We start from the raw sequence: 15,543 nt of genomic DNA, 5'->3' as shown, positions 1-15,543 counted from the left end.
CGCGGAGCATAGACGAAGGGAGGCGGGACGGGCGAGACACCCGTTCCACCATTCGGGACGGCGGTACGGGGCATCCGCCGGTCTTCTGCTACGGGGAGGCGGCCGGAGCCGACGCCGGGAGCGACGCCGGGGCCGACGCCGGGGCCGACGCCGGGAGCGACGCCGGGATCCGCTCCAGGACGCCGCCCGCGAAGACGTCGTAGAGCGGGAGCGTCTCCAGGTGGACGTAGCCGATGTGGCAGTCGCAGACCGCCAGCGGGCAGCCGCGCGGGCGCAGGGCGGCCCGGTAGGAGCCGTCGTAGAGGTTGCCCAGCTCCGCCTTGACGAAGTGGCAGCGGCGGACCGCGCCGGCGCCGTCCACCGAGATCACCGAGGCGCCCGTGCGGCACGGCAGGCCCGCCGAGCGGTGCGGGTGGCGGCTGAACGGGAAGAGCGGGTCCAGGGCGGTCCAGTCGGCCGCCTCCGGATCGGTGTACGCGTGGCCCTCCGCCGCGTTCACCCACAGGTACACCTCGGGCGGCAGCGCGGCGCGCAGCCGGCGGGCCTCCGCGAGGTGTTCGGGCAGGCCGACCACGCCCACGCTGAACCGCACCCCGGCGGCGGCCAGGTCCCGGCACTTGCCCAGGAAGCGGTCGTACGGGGTCTGCCCCGGGTGGTACGTGCACCACAGCGCGAGCGTGTCCCGGTCGGCCTCGGCGGTCCAGCCGGTGCGGCCGCTCAGGTTGGTCTGGATCGCGACCCGGCGCACGTGCGGGAGGTGCGACAGCTCCACCAGGGCGCGCCGGTACCAGGAGCGGACCAGGCCCTCCCCCCACGGGGTGAACAGGACGGACAGCCGGTCGCCGGTGTTGCCGGCCGCCCAGCCGGCGAACCGTTCCAGGGCGGCCCGGTCGGCCGCCAGCAGCTCCCGGCTGTCCCGCCGCTTGGCGAACGGGCAGTAGGGGCAGTCGTAGTCGCACGAGGACAGCGGGCCCCGGTAGAGCACGGTCAGGTCCATCGGCGGGCCCTCGCCCCCTCCCGCCCCGTCACTTGCGCTCGTACGCGGCCATCGTGGCCCGCACGTCCGCCGAGAACAGTGCCGGGCCCGCCGCGTCCGAGTGCGCCAGCCCCTCCGGGGTCAGCCGCAGCAGCTCCGCGTCGTCCACGAGCCAGCCGCGCTCCGCGAAGGCCGCCAGCTCCGTGGGGAAGTCCTCCCACGGGCCGCTCCCGAACCGCCCCCGGTACTCGCTCACCGGCATCCCGCGCGCCTGGAGCAGGGACTGCAGCAGGTGTCGGCGCCGGGCCTCCTCCGCGTCGATCCGGCGGCCGTGCCCGGCCCGCGCGAAGTCCGCCTCGGGGCGGCTCACGTAGTCGTCGATGATGCCGCGGATCTCGCTCATGCCGACCGCGTAGTCGAAGGAGTAGTGCAGCTCGGCCGTGTAGGAGCGGGCCCCGCAGCCGAGGCCGATCATGCCGTCGGTCTGGCAGGCGTAGTCCTCGGCGCCTTCCGCGGGCGCGTCCGTCCGGCGGAACATCCGCATCGACACCTGCTCGTACCCGGCGGCCAGCAGGTGGTCGCGCCCGGCCCGGTACAGCCGCAGCCGCTGCTCGTCCCACCCGGCGGCCGTGGACTCGCCCGGCCTGCGCCCCAGGCCCGTCAGGGGGCGCACGTACAGGGGGTAGAGGTAGAGCTCCTCCGGGCGCCAGGCGAGGGCCGCGTCCAGCGAGTAGCGCCAGCTCTCCTCCGTCTGCCCGTCGATGCCGTAGATCAGGTCGATGTTCAGGACCGGTATCGCCGCGTCCCGGACCCGGGCCAGCGCCGCCTCCACGTCCGCCCGCTTCTGCGGACGCACGGCTGAACGCGCCTCGGCGGGCACGAAGCTCTGCACGCCCAGGCTGAGCCGGGTCGTACCCCGGTCGGCCAGCACGGTGAGCCGGTCCGCCGTCGCCGTGGCAGGCGAGGCCTCCACGGACAGCGGCACCGCCCGCAGATCGGCGCCCGCCCTCTTCTCCGCGATGTCGCAGAGCCGCTCCAGCTCGGACGCCGTCAGGAAGGTCGGCGTCCCGCCGCCGAAGGCCGCCGCCGCGAACCGCACGGGCTCCCCGTCGCCCAACGCGCCCCGGACCGCGGTCGCCTGCCGCTCCAGCGCGTCGAGATAGGCCGTGGTCAGCCCCTCCGGCGCGCCGATCCGGGTGAAGAGGTTGCAGAACCCGCAGCGCACCTCGCAGAAGGGGATGTGGAGGTAGAGGGAAAGGGCGTCCTTGGGCTGCCGTGCCCACTCCCGGCTCAGCTCGGCGGGCTCGGGCAGTGCGCGGTACGCCGTCTTGTGCGGGTAGGCGTAGACGTAATTCTCGTAGGGGGTCGGGCCGTTCACAGGGGCTACAGGGGCCACAGGGGCTATGGGGGTCATCGGGGGCCGGGCTCCTCGTGGTTCAGGTGGAACTGTGCGTACGGGACCGTCCAGACCGCCTCATGGGCGAGCCGGTGCCCGGTGTACCCGTCGTCCCCGTACGTGGTCCCGTGGTCGGAGCAGACGATCGCGAAGCAGCCGCGCCGCGACCGCATCGCGTTGAAGAGCCGCCCGATGTGCCGGTCGACGTACTCCAGCGCGGCCGCGTGCGTCTCCCGGGAGTCGCCGCCCTCGGCGGTCGCCCCGGGGGAGTGGAACCAATTGGGCTGGTGCATCGCCGACACGTTCAGGAAGAGGAACAGCCGCCGGTCGTGCGGCAGTCCGGCCACGACCTGCTCGGCGCGGGACACCTGGGCCTCGAAGGACGTCGGCGAGGCCACGCCGAACTCCGGCTCCCAGTGCGACTCCTGGAACATCCCCGGCAGTACGGAGCCCAGCGCGGCCGCCTTGTTGAAGAAGCCGACGCCCCCCACGCACACGGTCCGGTAACCCGCCCCGGCCAGCCCCGACACCAGGTCCGGGGTGTCGAACACCCAGGTGCGGCCCGCGGTGGTCTCACTGCCCGGGAAGCGGGCGGCGAACAGCCGCGGATGCGGGCCCGGCCCCTCGGGGGTGGGCAGGAAGCCCGCGAACACGGCCTGGTGGGAGGCGTAGGTGAAACTCCCCGGCGCGTGCCGCCGCTCCCACGCCCCGCCGGGCAGATGCGCCGCCAGGTTCGGGATCCGGCCCTCGGCGGCCAGCCGCGCGGCCACGTCGTAGCGGAGCGTGTCGAGGGTGACGAGCAGCAGGTCGTCACGGCCGACGACCTCGTTCATGTCAGGGGTGGGCGGGGGCGCGTACATGCTGTTCCTGTCGTACGGCGGCCACTTGGGCCGCATAGGTGTCCTGGCCCTCGACGGGCGAGCCGGGCAGTCCCGTCAGCCGGGGCAGCAGGTCCCCGAAGGCGTTGACCTCGCCCACGGCGAAGTTCCGCCAGCCGAGGGCGGGCAGCAGGTCGACGCCGACGCACAGGGTGCGCGGGAAGGCGGCCGCCGCCCGCTCGCAGACGGCGAGCGCGTCCGCCTCCCAGCGGCCGCCCGCCGCCGTCACGGCGGCAACGGCCGCGTCGAGGTCGCCGCGGGCGCCGCCGAGGTGCAGGTTCGTGAGGGGGCCGGCGGCGGTGCGGACCACGGCGTGGGTGGCCCGGCCGGCGATGACGACCACCCGCAGATCGGCGGAGCGTCCCTGCTGGGAAGCCTTCGGCAGCCACCGCTCGATGTGCAGGCCGTCTGGGGCCAGGGCGTCGACGATGGCGCCGATCACCCGCTCGTCCTCGTACCGCCGCAGGCGCAGCGAGTTGTGCAGCGCCCCCGAAGGAGCCCGCTCCACGGAGGTGGTGGCGCGGATCCGGCCGCCCGAGCCCGTCTCCACCGCGAGCACCCCGGAGGCCGAGGAGCCGTGCGCGAGCTTCACGAAGGCCCGGCGGTATCCGGGGAGGGCGAGTACCGCCCGGACCTCCTCCCAGCCGCGCACCGGGGCGCGGACGGCGTCCGGTCCCGAGGTGGGGGAGGCCGGTACGGGCGTCCCGGCGGCCGCCAGCACCCCGTGGCAGAGCCGCTTGTCGAACAGCACCCCGAGGTCGTCGGGGTCGCTCGTCAGGGTGCCGCCGGCCGACCGCACCCCCGCCGCCACCGCGTGCACGGCCTCGGTGAAACGGCGGTACCAGCGTCCGGAGCCCTCGACCCGGGTGGTGTCGGCGGCCCCGCGCAGCAGCCGCTCGACCTCCGGGTCCTCGCCGGGGGAGTCGATCCGTACGCTCTCGCCCGCCCGGAAGGCGGCCCGGCCGGTCAGCACGTCCCGCCACGGAACCACCCGCGCCGCGGGCAGCCCGGCGGCGCGCACGGCGTCCTGGAAGAGGGCGACCCGGCGGTTGCCCGGGTTGCCGACGACGGCGAAGGCCGGGGCGGGAGCCGTACGGCTCACTCCGCCACCGCGATGTAGCGGTACTCGGCCTCGTCGTCCACATCCGGACTCTGCACGTCGCCGAGGTCGACCTCCACGCCGTGCGGGGCGAGCGCCGCGCGGAGCCGCTCCCGGAGCGGCTCGCTGACGTAGTGGTGGTGCAGGTCGAGCTTGGTGAGGTGGGTGAGCGGGCGGCCGGCCAGCAGCGCTTCGACGCCCGCGTCGTCCAGGAGCCCCATGGAGAGGTCCAGCACCTCCAGCCGCTCGACGACCGGAGCGGTGGCGACCGCGGCGGCGACCTCGTTCTGGATCTCGCTGTTGCGCAGCGCGAGCCGGCGCAGGGACGGCAGCCGCTCGCCGGTCAGGAACGGCTCCAGATCGCCGGGCTCCGCGTCCCCGCCGTACCCGGGCGTGCCGAGCCACAGGTCGAGCTCGGTGAGCGCGGGCAGTTCGCTCGCGGCGACCCCGCGCACCACCTCCCGGCGCAGTCCGCCGGTCTCGACGCGCAGGACGCGCAGCGCGGCGTGCTCCACGGGCGGGAAGGCCAGGCCGTCGCCGCCGCGCACCCCGAACTCCTCCAGCGCGGGATACGCACGCAGCAGCGGGCCCACGTCCGACTGCTGGATCCAGGAGATCTCGCACTCCTCGGAGGTGATGTCACCGACGAACAGCGCCCGCAGCGCGGGGAAGTCGGACGCGGCCCCGGCGAGCGCCTCGACGATCCCGGCGCTGGAGGTCTCGTACGCCTCGGACCAGCCGCCCACGATCAGGGCGCGCACCTGCCGGGTGTCCACGGACTCCGTGAACCGGGCGAAGGCCTGCGGCCACTCCTCCTCGGCGTCGTAGGTGTCCACCGAGATCCGCCAGGCCACGGCCGCGGGCTCGGGCAGGGTACGGGTGTCCTTGGGCCCCGGGAAGTCGAAGGCGGGCAGGCCGCCGAGCTCGCTCAGGTGGGTCCCGATGGTCATGCGCCCAGCTCCTGACGGTATGGCGGGTGGTGCCCGGCCGTGCGTGTCGTCCGACGACAGTTCTACCAAGCCCCACCGACAGCCACGGCGGGCGGCGGGCTCAGGGCCGTGCGGCCCCGCTCCACCTGGAGGTCAGGGTGCACCAGACCTCCGGGGTGCAGAACCCGGGGCAGGCGCAGGCGCCCTCCGCCAGGAGTTCGTCCCGCAACTCCGGAGAGGCGCCGGGATGGTGGACGACGTACCGGCGCACGGAGAAGGAGGGCGCCCCGGGCCGGGCCGCCACGGCCGCCCGCTCCCGCTCGACCAGGAACCGGAGCACCGCGTCGTCCGCGACCGGGTTCAGCTGGACGCACCACCGCACGGAGTCGTCCTCGTCGGACGCCAGCCGGAGCAGGACGTCCGGCGGAGCCGCGTAGCTGCGCGCGGTGTACAGCCGCACCGGCATGATCTCGTCTCCGGCGAGCTCGCGCAGCCGGTCTCCCGTGACCTCCGGGTCCCGGGCCTCCTTGACGCGGGCGTAGCCGAGCATCCGCTCGGCCGGACCGCGGATCTTCCTGGGTGCCATGCGCCCGATGCTGCCACGGCGTGAAGGCCGGTGGGCGGCCCTCCCGGGGGAGGGCCGCCCCCCGGCCTTCGGTGTCCGGTCAGCGCTTGCGGTAGCCGCGCGCGTCCTCGGCGGCGGCCAGTACGGCGTCGAGGTCCCCGCCGATCGCCGAGGTCAGCGTGATGGCCACGGCGCCCTCCAGGAACGGCGCGTCCACGATCCGCGCGCCTTCGGGCAGTTGCGAGGGCTCCTCGCCGAGCAGGGCGTTCACCGTCAGCACCGCGCTGCCCATGTCGCACAGCACGGCCACGCCCCGGCCCTCGTCCACCGACCGGGCGGCGGCCGTGATCAGCTCCGCGCTGGTGCCGATCCCGCCGTCGGGGGTGCCGCCCGCCACCGCCAGCGGAGCGGGCTCGACCGAGCCGATCAGCGCGCCCGCCAGCGCGGCCACGGACTCCGCGACCGCCTTGCTGTGCGAGACGAGCACGATGCCGACGCGGCCCGTACGGGTCTTCGGGGCCTGCCGCTCCACCGGTTCCTCGGCGACGGCCGGCTCCTCGGCGGTGCCAGGCTCCACGGGGACGAGAGGTGTCGCCTCGGGTGCGTCCACCGCGGTGCGCAGCGCTTCCATGAGCAGGGCCACGGAGTTGGCCCCGGCGTCCTGGTGGCCGATGCTGCGCTCGCCGAGGTAACTGGCCCGGCCCTTGCGGGCTTCGAGCGCTTCGGTGGCGTCGGCGCCCGCGCGGGCCGCCCGTACGGCTTCGTCCAGGGCCTCGCGCAGCGGCCGGCCGGCCTCGGCGGCTTCGGCCAGCGCCGTCACCGCGGGAGCCAGGGCGTCCACCAGGGTGGCGTCGCCGAGCTCGGCGCCGCCCAGCTTCTGCACCGACTTGAGCCCGGCGCCGAGCGCGGCACCGAGCTCCGCCACGGTCGGCGCCCCGGTGTCGCCGAGCACCTTGCCCGTGCGGCGCAGCGCGGTGCCGAACAGCGGGCCGGAGGCGCCGCCCACGGTGTTCGTGAGGGTGGAGCCGGCCAGCGTCAGCAGCGCCCCCGGGGTAGTGGGCCGCTGCTCGGCCACGGCCGCGCCGACGGCACCGAAGCCCCGTACGAGATTGGCCCCGTGGTCCCCGTCGCCGATGACCGCGTCCAGCTCGGTGAGGCGCGCGCCGTCCCGTCGTACGAGCCGGTTGGTCTCGGCGATCCAGCGGCGGAAGTAGGCGGTGTCCAGCGCGGGGGCCTGGGCGGGGGCCTCGGCGGGGGCCTGGGCGGGCGGGGTCGTGGAGGTCGTCGGGGTGGCGGGCATGGCGGTCATGGAGAGGGCTCCTGGAGAGTGTCAGCGAGAGGGGTACGGCGAGCGGGGTCAGCAGCCCCAGCGCAGGGACGGGGTGTCCACCGGCGCGTCCCACAGGCGCAGCAGCTCCTCGTCGGCGCGGCACAGGGTGAGGGTGCAGCCGGCCATGTCCAGGCTGGTGACGTAGTTGCCGACCAGGGACCGGGCCACGGTGATCCCGCGCTCGGCGAGCACCCGCTCGACCTCCGCGCGCATGATGTACAGCTCCACGGGCGGGGTGCCGCCCAGGCCGTTCACGAGGAGGATGACGGGGGCGCCGGCCGCCTCGGGGAGGTCGTCGAGGATGGCGTCGAGCATCGCCTCGGCGGTCTCGGCGGCCGTCATGAGCTTCCGGCGCTCACGGCCGGGCTCGCCGTGGATGCCGATGCCCAGCTCGATCTCGTCCTCGCCGAGCGTGAAGTTGGGGCTGCCCTTGGCGGGGGTGGTGCAGGAGGTCAGGGCGACGCCGTAGCTGCGCGCGTTCGCGTTGACCTTGCGGGCGACCGCGGCCACCTCGGCGAGCGGAGCGCCCTCCTCGGCGAGCGCGCCCGCGATCTTCTCCACGAACAGGGTGGCGCCGGTGCCGCGGCGGCCCGGGCCGTGCTCCGTCCGGGCCACGGCCACGTCGTCGTCCACGACGACCTGCTCGACCTCGACGCCCTCGTCCTCGCAGTCCTCCGCCGCCATCGTGAAGTTGAGGATGTCGCCCGTGTAGTTCTTCACGATGTGCAGAACGCCCGCACCCGCGTCGACCGCGCAGGTGGCAGCCGCGATGTTGTCCGGCACCGGGGAGGTGAACACCGGGCCGGCCACGGCCGCCGCCAGCATGCCGCGCCCGACGAACCCCGCGTGCAGCGGCTCGTGCCCGCTGCCGCCGCCCGACAGCAGGGCGACCTTCCCGGCCGGCTCCCCGGCCGCTCCGGCGGCCCGCGTGACGATGCCCTTCTCCGCCTCGATGGAGAGCCCCGGGTGAGCGGCGGCCATTCCGCGCAGTGCGTCGGAGACGACACTTTCGGGGGAATTGATGAGCTTCTTCACGGGGGCCTCTTTCCTTGAAAGGGGAACGCGGAACGGGTAACTCGTCACGCCGGTCCGGAGCGGAAATAGGAATTACGGGACGGTATTAAGTCGGCACCGTCGCCGATCCGCCACCGCTTCCGGGGCACTTGGCTGGAACTTTACCCCGGCGAACCTGCGGAACAGCTCGGGCCCTTGGTCCCGGATCTGGGCGCGAAAGGGCCCGTCCGCAAGGGGACCGTGCATATCTCGGACGCGGCCGAAAACCGTGATAGGGATGAATAAGCAAGCGGAAATGAATTCGCAATGAGGAGGATTCGCGTGAAGACCGTCGGTACGCGCATGATGATCAGCCCGCCGAAGTACGTGCAGGGCGCCGGGGCGATGAACGACCTGGGCGAGCACACCGCACGGCTCGGGACGAACGCCGTGGTCCTCGCGGACAAGGGCGTCTGGGGCTTCGTGGACACGGCCGTCACCGCTTCCCTCTCCGGAGCCGGGGTCAAGCTGACCAAGGAGGTCTTCGGAGGTCTCTGCACCCAGAAGGAGATCGACCGGGTCGCCGCGGCCGCCGAGGCCGCCGGCGCGGACGTCGTCATCGGCATCGGCGGCGGCACCGCCATCGACACGGCGAAGGCCGTGGGCCACGCGCTCGGCGACATCGCCGTCGTGTCCGCGCCCACGGTTGCCTCCACCGACGCGCCGACCAGCGCGCTCGCCGTGATCTACACGGAGGGTGGCGCCTTCGAGCGCTACTCCTTTTTCCAGCGCAACCCCAACCTCGTCCTCGTCGACACCGCGCTCGTCGCGGGTGCGCCGAGCCGTTTCATCGTCTCCGGCATGGGCGACGCGCTCGCCACCTGGTACGAGGCCCGCGTCTGCGTGGCCGCCAACCGGGTCGCCATGGCCGGCGGTCTCGCCACCGAGGCCTCCCTCGCGCTCGCCCGGCTGTGCTGGGAGACCCTGATGGAGTACGGCCCCCAGGCCCGGCTGGCCGCCGAGGCGCACGTGGTCACCCCCGCCCTGGAGAAGGTCACGGAGGCCAACACGCTGCTCTCCGGCCTCGGTTTCGAGTCCTGCGGCCTCGCCGCCGCGCACGGCATCCACAACGGGCTGACCGTCTCGCACAAGGTGCACGGCATGATGCACGGCGAGAAGGTCAACATCGGCACCCTCGCCCAGCTGGTCCTGGAAGGCGCCCCGACCGAAGAGCTGGACACCTACCTGCGCTTCAGCCGCGCCGTCGGCCTGCCCACCACCCTCGCCGAGATCGGCCTCGGCGACCCGGACCGTGACGAGCTCCTCGCCATCGGGCGCGCGGCCACGGCGGAGGGCGAGACCACGCACAACATGCCGTTCCCGGTGACCCCGGAGATGGTCGCCGACGCCCTGATCGCGGGCGACTCGTACGCCCGCGCCTACGCCAAGAGGTAGCGGAAGCGGGGAGGGCGCGGGCGGCGCACGGGACGCCCGCGCCCCGCGGGGACGTCCCGCGGGGACGTCCCGCGGGGACGTCCCGCGGGGACGTCCTACGGGGCTCCGCGGCGCGGGCCGTCCCCCGCGCCGCGGGGCCCGTCGGGGCCGGCGGCGTTCGAGGCCGCCTCGTCCCGGTCCGCCCGGTCTGCCCGGTCCGCCGTCTGGTCCGGGACGGACACCTCCGGGGCGGACGTACGGGACGCCAGCAGCAGGGCGATGTCGTCCGGCCGGTCGGTGGAGTGCCCCGCCTCGGCGACCAGCCGGTCCGCCGTCTCGGTCAGTGGCTCGGGGCCGGCGGCCGCCAGCGAGGCCCGCAGTCGCTCCACCCCCACGTCGATGTCCCGGCCCGGGATCTCCACCAGCCCGTCGGTGTACAGGGCGAGCACCGCACCCGGCTCGATCCGCAGCCGCGTCACCGGATATCCGGCCCCGGCGTCGATGCCGAGCACCATCCCGCCCGGCAGGTCCAGCACCTCCGTCCGGCCGCCCGGATGCCGCAGCAGCGGCTGGGGGTGTCCGGCTCGGACGGCGAGGGCGAGACCGGACCCCGGGTCGAGCAGGACGTAGCAACAGCTCGCGAACTGACCCGGGTCGAGGTCGATGAGCAGCTGGTTCGTGCCGCGCATCACTTGCTCGGGATCGTTGCCGCTGAGCGCGAAGGCCCGTACGGCGCTGCGTAGTTGGCCCATCGTAGCCGCGGCCGCCACCCCGTGGCCCTGGACGTCGCCGATGACCAGCGCGAGGCGCCCGCCGCCCGCCTCCAGCACGTCGTACCAGTCGCCGCCGACGTCCATCCCGGCGGTGCCGGGCAGGTACCGCCCCACCGTGACCACGTTCTCGCGCACCGGCAGCCGGTGCGGGAGCAGCGCCGCCTGGAGCCCGCGGGCCAGCGCGGACTCGCTGTCGTAGCGCCGGGCCCGCTCCAGCGCCTGCGCGATGAGCCCGGCCAGCGCCGTGAGCACCGTACGCTCCTCCGGACTGAACCCGCGGGGGGCGTCGAAGCCGAGGATGCACGAGCCGACCGGGCGGCCGGAGGCGATCAGGGGGAGGAAGGCCCGGGCGCCGACATGGGCGTCCAGCTCGATCCCCGGGTAGGCGGCGGCCAGGTGCTGCATCGACTCGAAGAACAGCGGTCGGCCCGAGGTGAGGGTCTCCACCCCGGGCAGCCGGACGTCGAGCGCAACCCCGTCGAACCGGTCGAGGAACCCCCGGGGGAAACCGGTCTCCCACGCCAGGTGCAGATGCCCCTCACCGAGCAGGTAGATCGCCAACTGCCGTCCGCCGAAGGCCGGGAGCAGCTCGTCGGTGACCACCATCGACACCTGGCGGGCTGTCACCGCCTCGGTCAGCGCGATCGCCAGTGCCACCGGCCGGTACAGCGCCGAAGCCCGGTCGGCGGGCGAGCCGAGGCCCGGGGACCCGAGCCCCGCGCCGGGCCGCATCACCGACCCGGGTGCGTACGTGGGCGGTTCGGCCTCGGTGATGGTGACGGTGATCCCGTCGAGCCCGGGATGCAGGCCCACGGACAGCCAGTGCGGGGAGGGTTCGGGTCCGCGCCGGGAGGCTTGGAAGTGCACTGGAGCGGGGGCGAGGAACACGGCCCGGAAATGGTCCTCGTAGGCGGGGTGACCGAGCCAGGGCAGCGCCTCCCACAGCATCCGGCCGGAGAGTTCCGCGCCGTCGGAGCCGAGCAGGGTCGTGGCGGCTGAGCGGGCACGGGAGTTGGCGAAGCCGATCACGCCCCGCCGGTCCACGGACAGCACGGCCAGGTCCAGCCGGTCCACGGCGGCGCGGGCGCCGGCGGCGGTGCTGTCGGGGGAGGCGTCGGGGGAGCCGGCCGGGGGGCTGCGCGGGGGTTCGCCCGCCGTGCCGCCCGCCGTGCCGCCCGACGCGCTGCCCGCCGGGCCCGGACCGGGCAGGGCCACCGGGTCGCCCTCCCAGGTGACCGTGGCCCCGCCCACGGCGAGCGCGGCCAGCTCCCCGGCCAGCCGGGCCGCCACCGCGCGCAGCCGCTTCCGGTCGCCCGGCCCGACCGGGACCCCGGGGGTCGCGGGGCGCAGCACCACGAGGACGCCGTAGCGCTCCCGGCCCCGGGCCACGGGCTCGTAGAGCGAGCCGAACGGGAACGGGAGCCCGGCCATCAGCTGGGGGAAGCGCCGCATCGCCGATTCCGTGTCGGGCAGGTGCACGGACTGGCCGGACCGGTAGGCCTCGGCCACGGGGTACGGGCGGTTCACGTGCATCCGCCACCAGGGGCGGAACAGCGGGCCCGGGATCCCGGTCACGACCGCCATCAGCAGCAGCCCCTCGGTGCCGGAGCGCAGGTAGACGCAGCCCGCGTACCCGCCGGCGGCCCCCACGGCATCGAGAGCGGCCCGTGCGAGCGCCTGGGCCGTGGCGTCGGTGACGGGGCCGCCGGTGTCCGGTCTCGCCGTCACCCCTCCAGAATGCGCTCGGGCCGGGGCTTACGCACACCCCGCGGACCCTCCCCCTCGGCATTTGCTCCGATTATCGGACGTGCGGCGGCGTCATTCGGAATTCCATGCCCTGAATGGCGGAAGGAATCGCACCGGGTTAGCGTCGGCTGATGATCGCTCTCGTGGCACACGACCAGAGGAAGAACGACCTACTGAATTGGGTACGGCGCAATCACCGTGCCGTGACCCGGCACGGACTGGTGGGAACCAGCTCCACCGCACGACTGCTCAGATCAGAACTCGGCTTGCAGATCAGGTCGGTTGAGTCCGGTCCGCACGGCGGGGACCAGCAGATCGGCTCGATGGTCATTTCCGGAGATGTCACCTCGCTCGTCTTCTTCTGGGACCCTCTGTGGGCCGCCCCGCACGTTCACGACGTACTCGCCCTCGTGAGAATTGCCGTGCTCCGCAATATCCCCGTCGCGCTGAATCCGGCGAGCGCGGAGGCAATGTCCGAGGACGGATTCTCCTTCGACGGCCGCCGTGCGCACCCGGTCCCGGCCGGAGCCCGCTCCCGCTAGGGCCTGTCGCCCCGAGCCCGGCCCCGACGTCCCGGGGTCGGCCGATCGGCCGATGCCCGGGCGGGACCCGTGGGCTGAAAGTCCCTCCTGATCAGGGACTTTGCCCGGCTCTCGACACTCCTCGGACTGCTTAGGTTTGCCTAAGTGGAGTCGAACAAGGAGGTCCGGTGCCGTCGCTCAACGACAGCCGTCCAGGGACGACCGTACGCATCACGGGGATCGACCCCGGTCAGGCCGGCGGGAGCCGGCGCCGGCTCCTGGAGTTCGGCTTCGTGCCGGGCGCGGACGTCACCGTGATCGCCCGGGGCGCCACCGGAGGCCTGCTCGTCGGGCTCGGGGACACCCGGGTCGCGCTGGACACCCGAACCGCCGGCCGGCTGAGGTGCGCCGGATGAGCTGTCACGCCACCGGGGCCGGTGCGACCGCCACGGCGGAGCGGCGGACCGGTACGCCGTTCGTCGCCCTCGTCGGCAACCCCAATGTCGGCAAGTCGACCCTCTTCAACGCCCTCACCGGCGCCCACCAGCGCGTCGGCAACTGGCCGGGCAAGACCGTCTCCGTGGCCCAGGGCGACTGGCGCACCGCGGGCGGCCGCCCGCTGCGCATCGCCGATCTGCCCGGCTCCTACAGCCTGCTGCCCGACTCCCCGGACGAGGCGCTGGTGCGCGACGTGCTGACCGCGCCGGCGGGGGAGCGGCCCGACGCCGTGGTCTTCGCCCTCGATGCGGCCAACCCGGCCCGAAATCTCTACCTGCTCTCGCAGATTCTCGACACCGACATCCCCGTCGTGGTCGCGCTCACCATGACCGACGTGGCCGCCCGGCGCGGAACGCCCCCCGGCCCCGACGCGCTGGCCCGCGAGCTCGCGCTGCCCGTCGTACGGGTGGAAGGGCGCTCCGGGAATGGGCTGGACCTGCTCGCCGACGCGGTGTGCGAGGCCCTGGACGCCGTACCGCCACCCCACGGGCGGACCTCCGCCTGGGCGACCGGCTCGCCCGTGGCGGCCGAACTGGCGGCGCTGGCCGCGGAGGCCTCCGGGCTGACCCCGCACCCGGCGCGGTGGCTGGCCGTCAGCCTGCTCTGCGGGGAGGAGCCGCCCGCGGTCCCGGCGGCGCTGGCCGAGCGGGCCGGATCGGCGGCGGACCGCCTCGCCGCGACGGCGCACGATGCGGCGGCGGCGCACGGTGCCGCGGGGGAGGGCGACGCCGCGGCGGAGGGCGACGCCGACGCCGAACTCCTCGTCGCCGAGGCCCGCTACGCCTGGGCGCACGCCGTCATCGAACGCGCGGCGCCCCGCCCGGCCGGGGCCCGGCCCACCCTCACCGACCGGGTGGACCGGCTGCTGCTGTCCCGAGGCTTCGGCATCCCGTTCTTCCTCGCCGTCATGTGGGGGGTCTTCCAGGCCACCACCGCCCTGGCCAAACCCCTCCAGGACGGCCTGGGCGACTTCGTCTCGGGACCCGTCAGCGGTGGCGCCGACCGCCTCCTGGAAGCCGTCCACGCACCCGGCTGGCTGACCGGTCTGCTGGTCGACGGCCTGATCAACGGGGTGGGCCAACTGCTCACCTTCGTCCCGTTGATGATCATCATGTTCCTGCTGCTGGCCCTGCTGGAGGACTCCGGCTACTTCGCCCGCGCCGCGTTCGTCGCCGACCGCCTCATGCGTACGCTGAGGCTGCCCGGCCGCGCCTTCCTGCCGCTCGTCGTCGGCTTCGGCTGCAACGTCCCCGCCCTGGCCGGCACCCGCATCCTCAACCGCCGCTCGCACCGGCTCCTCGTCGGCCTGCTCATCCCCTACATGAGCTGCACCGCCCGCCTCGCCGTCTACGTGATGATCGCGGGCGTCTTCTTCGGCTCGGACTCCGGCACCGTCGTCTTCTTCCTCTACGTCGCCTCCGTGCTGCTGGTCGTCGGCATGGGCCTGATCCTGCGGCCCCTGCTGTTCCGCGGCATGAAGGAGGAACCGCTCGTCCTGGAGCTGCCCCCGTACCGGCTTCCCACCCTGCGGGTCACCGGTGCGCAGGTCTGGCAGAAGCTCGCCGCGTTCCTGCGCACCGCCGGCGGAATCATCGTCGCGACCGCGGCCGCCGTCTGGCTCCTCATGGCGATCCCGGCCGCGGCCGGCCACGGAGGCTTCGGCAAGGTCGACGTCGAGCAGAGCGTGTTCGGTACGGTCACCCGCGCCACGGCCCCCCTCGTGGCCCCGGCCGGCTTCGGCGACTGGCACGCCACGGCCGCGCTCGGCACCGGCCTGATCGCCAAGGAGGGCGTGATCTCCACCCTCGCCCAGACCTATTCGGCCGAGGAGGACGGCGACCCCAAGCTCACCGCGAGCCTGCACGCCACCTTCGAGGAGTCCTCCGGCGGGCACCAGCGGGCGGCCGCGCTCGCCTTCCTGGTCTTCATCCTGGCCTACACCCCCTGCTTCGCCACCCTGGCCGCGCAGCGCGCCGAGATCGGCACCCGGCTGACCGTGATCGGCTTCGGCATCCAACTGGCGGCGGCCTGGCTGCTGGCCGTCGGCGTCTTCCAGATCGCGAGGCTGGTGTGGTGAGCGGGGCCGACGGGGCGAACGGGCCCGGCATACTCCGCCGACTGCTGCGCGCCTTCGAGGAGGCGGCCCCCGGTGAGGGGCTCGGGCAGATCGCCGACCGGCTGGGCATCGGCCGGGCCGAGGCGGCCGACCTGGCCGCGTACTGGGTCCGCAAGGGACGGCTGCGCCGCGAGGAGATCGGCGGCCGCGACTGCGGAGGCTGCCTCCCCGCCACCCGCTCCTGTACGGCGTGCCCCGGCGGCTCGCCGCCGCCCGCTTCCCCGCACCCGGTACTGGTCGCGCTGACCCCCGTACGCCCCCCACGGCCGGGGGACCCGCACACGTAGTG

General features: G+C 74.4%; 14 protein-coding genes and 1 pseudogene. 5 read left to right on the top strand and 10 right to left on the bottom strand.

Annotation, left to right across the window (positions count from 1 at the left end):
- Nucleotides 1–88 precede the first annotated feature (88 nt).
- The 9 genes and pseudogenes from AC061S_RS13785 to dhaK form a co-directional block, all read right to left on the bottom strand.
- Entirely contained in the window at nucleotides 89–997 is a 909-nt protein-coding gene (locus tag AC061S_RS13785; RefSeq protein ID WP_478686198.1) for an STM4011 family radical SAM protein, read from the bottom strand.
- Between the two features lie 28 nt (nucleotides 998–1,025).
- Nucleotides 1,026–2,390: an STM4012 family radical SAM protein gene (locus AC061S_RS13780; RefSeq protein WP_478686197.1), complete on the bottom strand. Its 1,365-nt coding sequence runs from the start codon at nucleotides 2,388–2,390 to the stop codon at nucleotides 1,026–1,028.
- Nucleotides 2,387–3,205 (bottom strand): STM4013/SEN3800 family hydrolase, encoded by an 819-nt coding sequence (locus tag AC061S_RS13775; RefSeq protein WP_478686224.1) that lies wholly within the window; start codon nucleotides 3,203–3,205, stop codon nucleotides 2,387–2,389. The genes AC061S_RS13780 and AC061S_RS13775 overlap by 4 nt, the downstream gene beginning before the upstream one ends.
- Nucleotide 3,206: 1 nt before the next feature.
- Nucleotides 3,207–4,352, bottom strand: a complete 1,146-nt coding sequence (locus AC061S_RS13770; RefSeq protein WP_478686196.1) for an STM4014 family protein — start codon at nucleotides 4,350–4,352, stop codon at nucleotides 3,207–3,209.
- Complete coding sequence (locus AC061S_RS13765) at nucleotides 4,349–5,299, bottom strand: STM4015 family protein (protein WP_478686195.1); 951 nt, start codon at nucleotides 5,297–5,299, stop codon at nucleotides 4,349–4,351. Before AC061S_RS13765 ends, AC061S_RS13770 begins: the two co-directional genes overlap by 4 nt.
- A gap of 100 nt (nucleotides 5,300–5,399) precedes the next feature.
- Complete coding sequence (locus AC061S_RS13760) at nucleotides 5,400–5,864, bottom strand: hypothetical protein (RefSeq protein ID WP_478686194.1); 465 nt, start codon at nucleotides 5,862–5,864, stop codon at nucleotides 5,400–5,402.
- A gap of 79 nt (nucleotides 5,865–5,943) precedes the next feature.
- Nucleotides 5,944–6,330, bottom strand: a complete 387-nt coding sequence (locus AC061S_RS13755; protein WP_385432435.1) for a PTS-dependent dihydroxyacetone kinase phosphotransferase subunit DhaM — start codon at nucleotides 6,328–6,330, stop codon at nucleotides 5,944–5,946.
- Nucleotides 6,331–6,444: 114 nt separating this feature from the next.
- Nucleotides 6,445–7,143, bottom strand: a pseudogene (gene dhaL / locus AC061S_RS13750) (dihydroxyacetone kinase subunit DhaL); the annotation flags it as partial.
- A gap of 57 nt (nucleotides 7,144–7,200) precedes the next feature.
- Nucleotides 7,201–8,208, bottom strand: coding sequence for a dihydroxyacetone kinase subunit DhaK (dhaK, locus tag AC061S_RS13745; protein ID WP_478686193.1), 1,008 nt, complete (start codon nucleotides 8,206–8,208; stop codon nucleotides 7,201–7,203).
- Nucleotides 8,209–8,508: 300 nt separating this feature from the next.
- Here dhaK and AC061S_RS13740 point away from each other — a divergent pair, with 300 nt between their 5' ends.
- Entirely contained in the window at nucleotides 8,509–9,621 is a 1,113-nt protein-coding gene (locus AC061S_RS13740) for a glycerol dehydrogenase (RefSeq protein WP_478686192.1), read from the top strand.
- Between the two features lie 95 nt (nucleotides 9,622–9,716).
- Here the strand turns inward: AC061S_RS13740 and AC061S_RS13735 are convergent, their stop codons facing one another.
- Nucleotides 9,717–12,101, bottom strand: coding sequence for a PP2C family protein-serine/threonine phosphatase (locus AC061S_RS13735; protein ID WP_478686191.1), 2,385 nt, complete (start codon nucleotides 12,099–12,101; stop codon nucleotides 9,717–9,719).
- A gap of 149 nt (nucleotides 12,102–12,250) precedes the next feature.
- Here AC061S_RS13735 and AC061S_RS13730 point away from each other — a divergent pair, with 149 nt between their 5' ends.
- The 4 genes from AC061S_RS13730 to AC061S_RS13715 all read left to right on the top strand — a co-directional run bounded on the left by AC061S_RS13730 (nucleotide 12,251) and on the right by AC061S_RS13715 (nucleotide 15,541).
- Complete coding sequence (locus AC061S_RS13730; protein ID WP_478686190.1) at nucleotides 12,251–12,661, top strand: methylglyoxal synthase; 411 nt, start codon at nucleotides 12,251–12,253, stop codon at nucleotides 12,659–12,661.
- Nucleotides 12,662–12,828: 167 nt separating this feature from the next.
- Nucleotides 12,829–13,056 (top strand): FeoA family protein, encoded by a 228-nt coding sequence (locus tag AC061S_RS13725; RefSeq protein WP_250739058.1) that lies wholly within the window; start codon nucleotides 12,829–12,831, stop codon nucleotides 13,054–13,056.
- Nucleotides 13,053–15,215, top strand: a complete 2,163-nt coding sequence (gene feoB / locus AC061S_RS13720) for a ferrous iron transport protein B (RefSeq protein ID WP_478686189.1) — start codon at nucleotides 13,053–13,055, stop codon at nucleotides 15,213–15,215. The genes AC061S_RS13725 and feoB overlap by 4 nt, the downstream gene beginning before the upstream one ends.
- Nucleotides 15,212–15,541: a helix-turn-helix domain-containing protein gene (locus AC061S_RS13715; protein WP_478686188.1), complete on the top strand. Its 330-nt coding sequence runs from the start codon at nucleotides 15,212–15,214 to the stop codon at nucleotides 15,539–15,541. Before feoB ends, AC061S_RS13715 begins: the two co-directional genes overlap by 4 nt.
- Nucleotides 15,542–15,543: the final 2 nt, after the last annotated feature.

The sequence above is a fragment of the Streptomyces sp. CA189 genome, from assembly GCF_056428985.1.
This window is presented reverse-complemented; position numbering and strand designations above follow the sequence as displayed.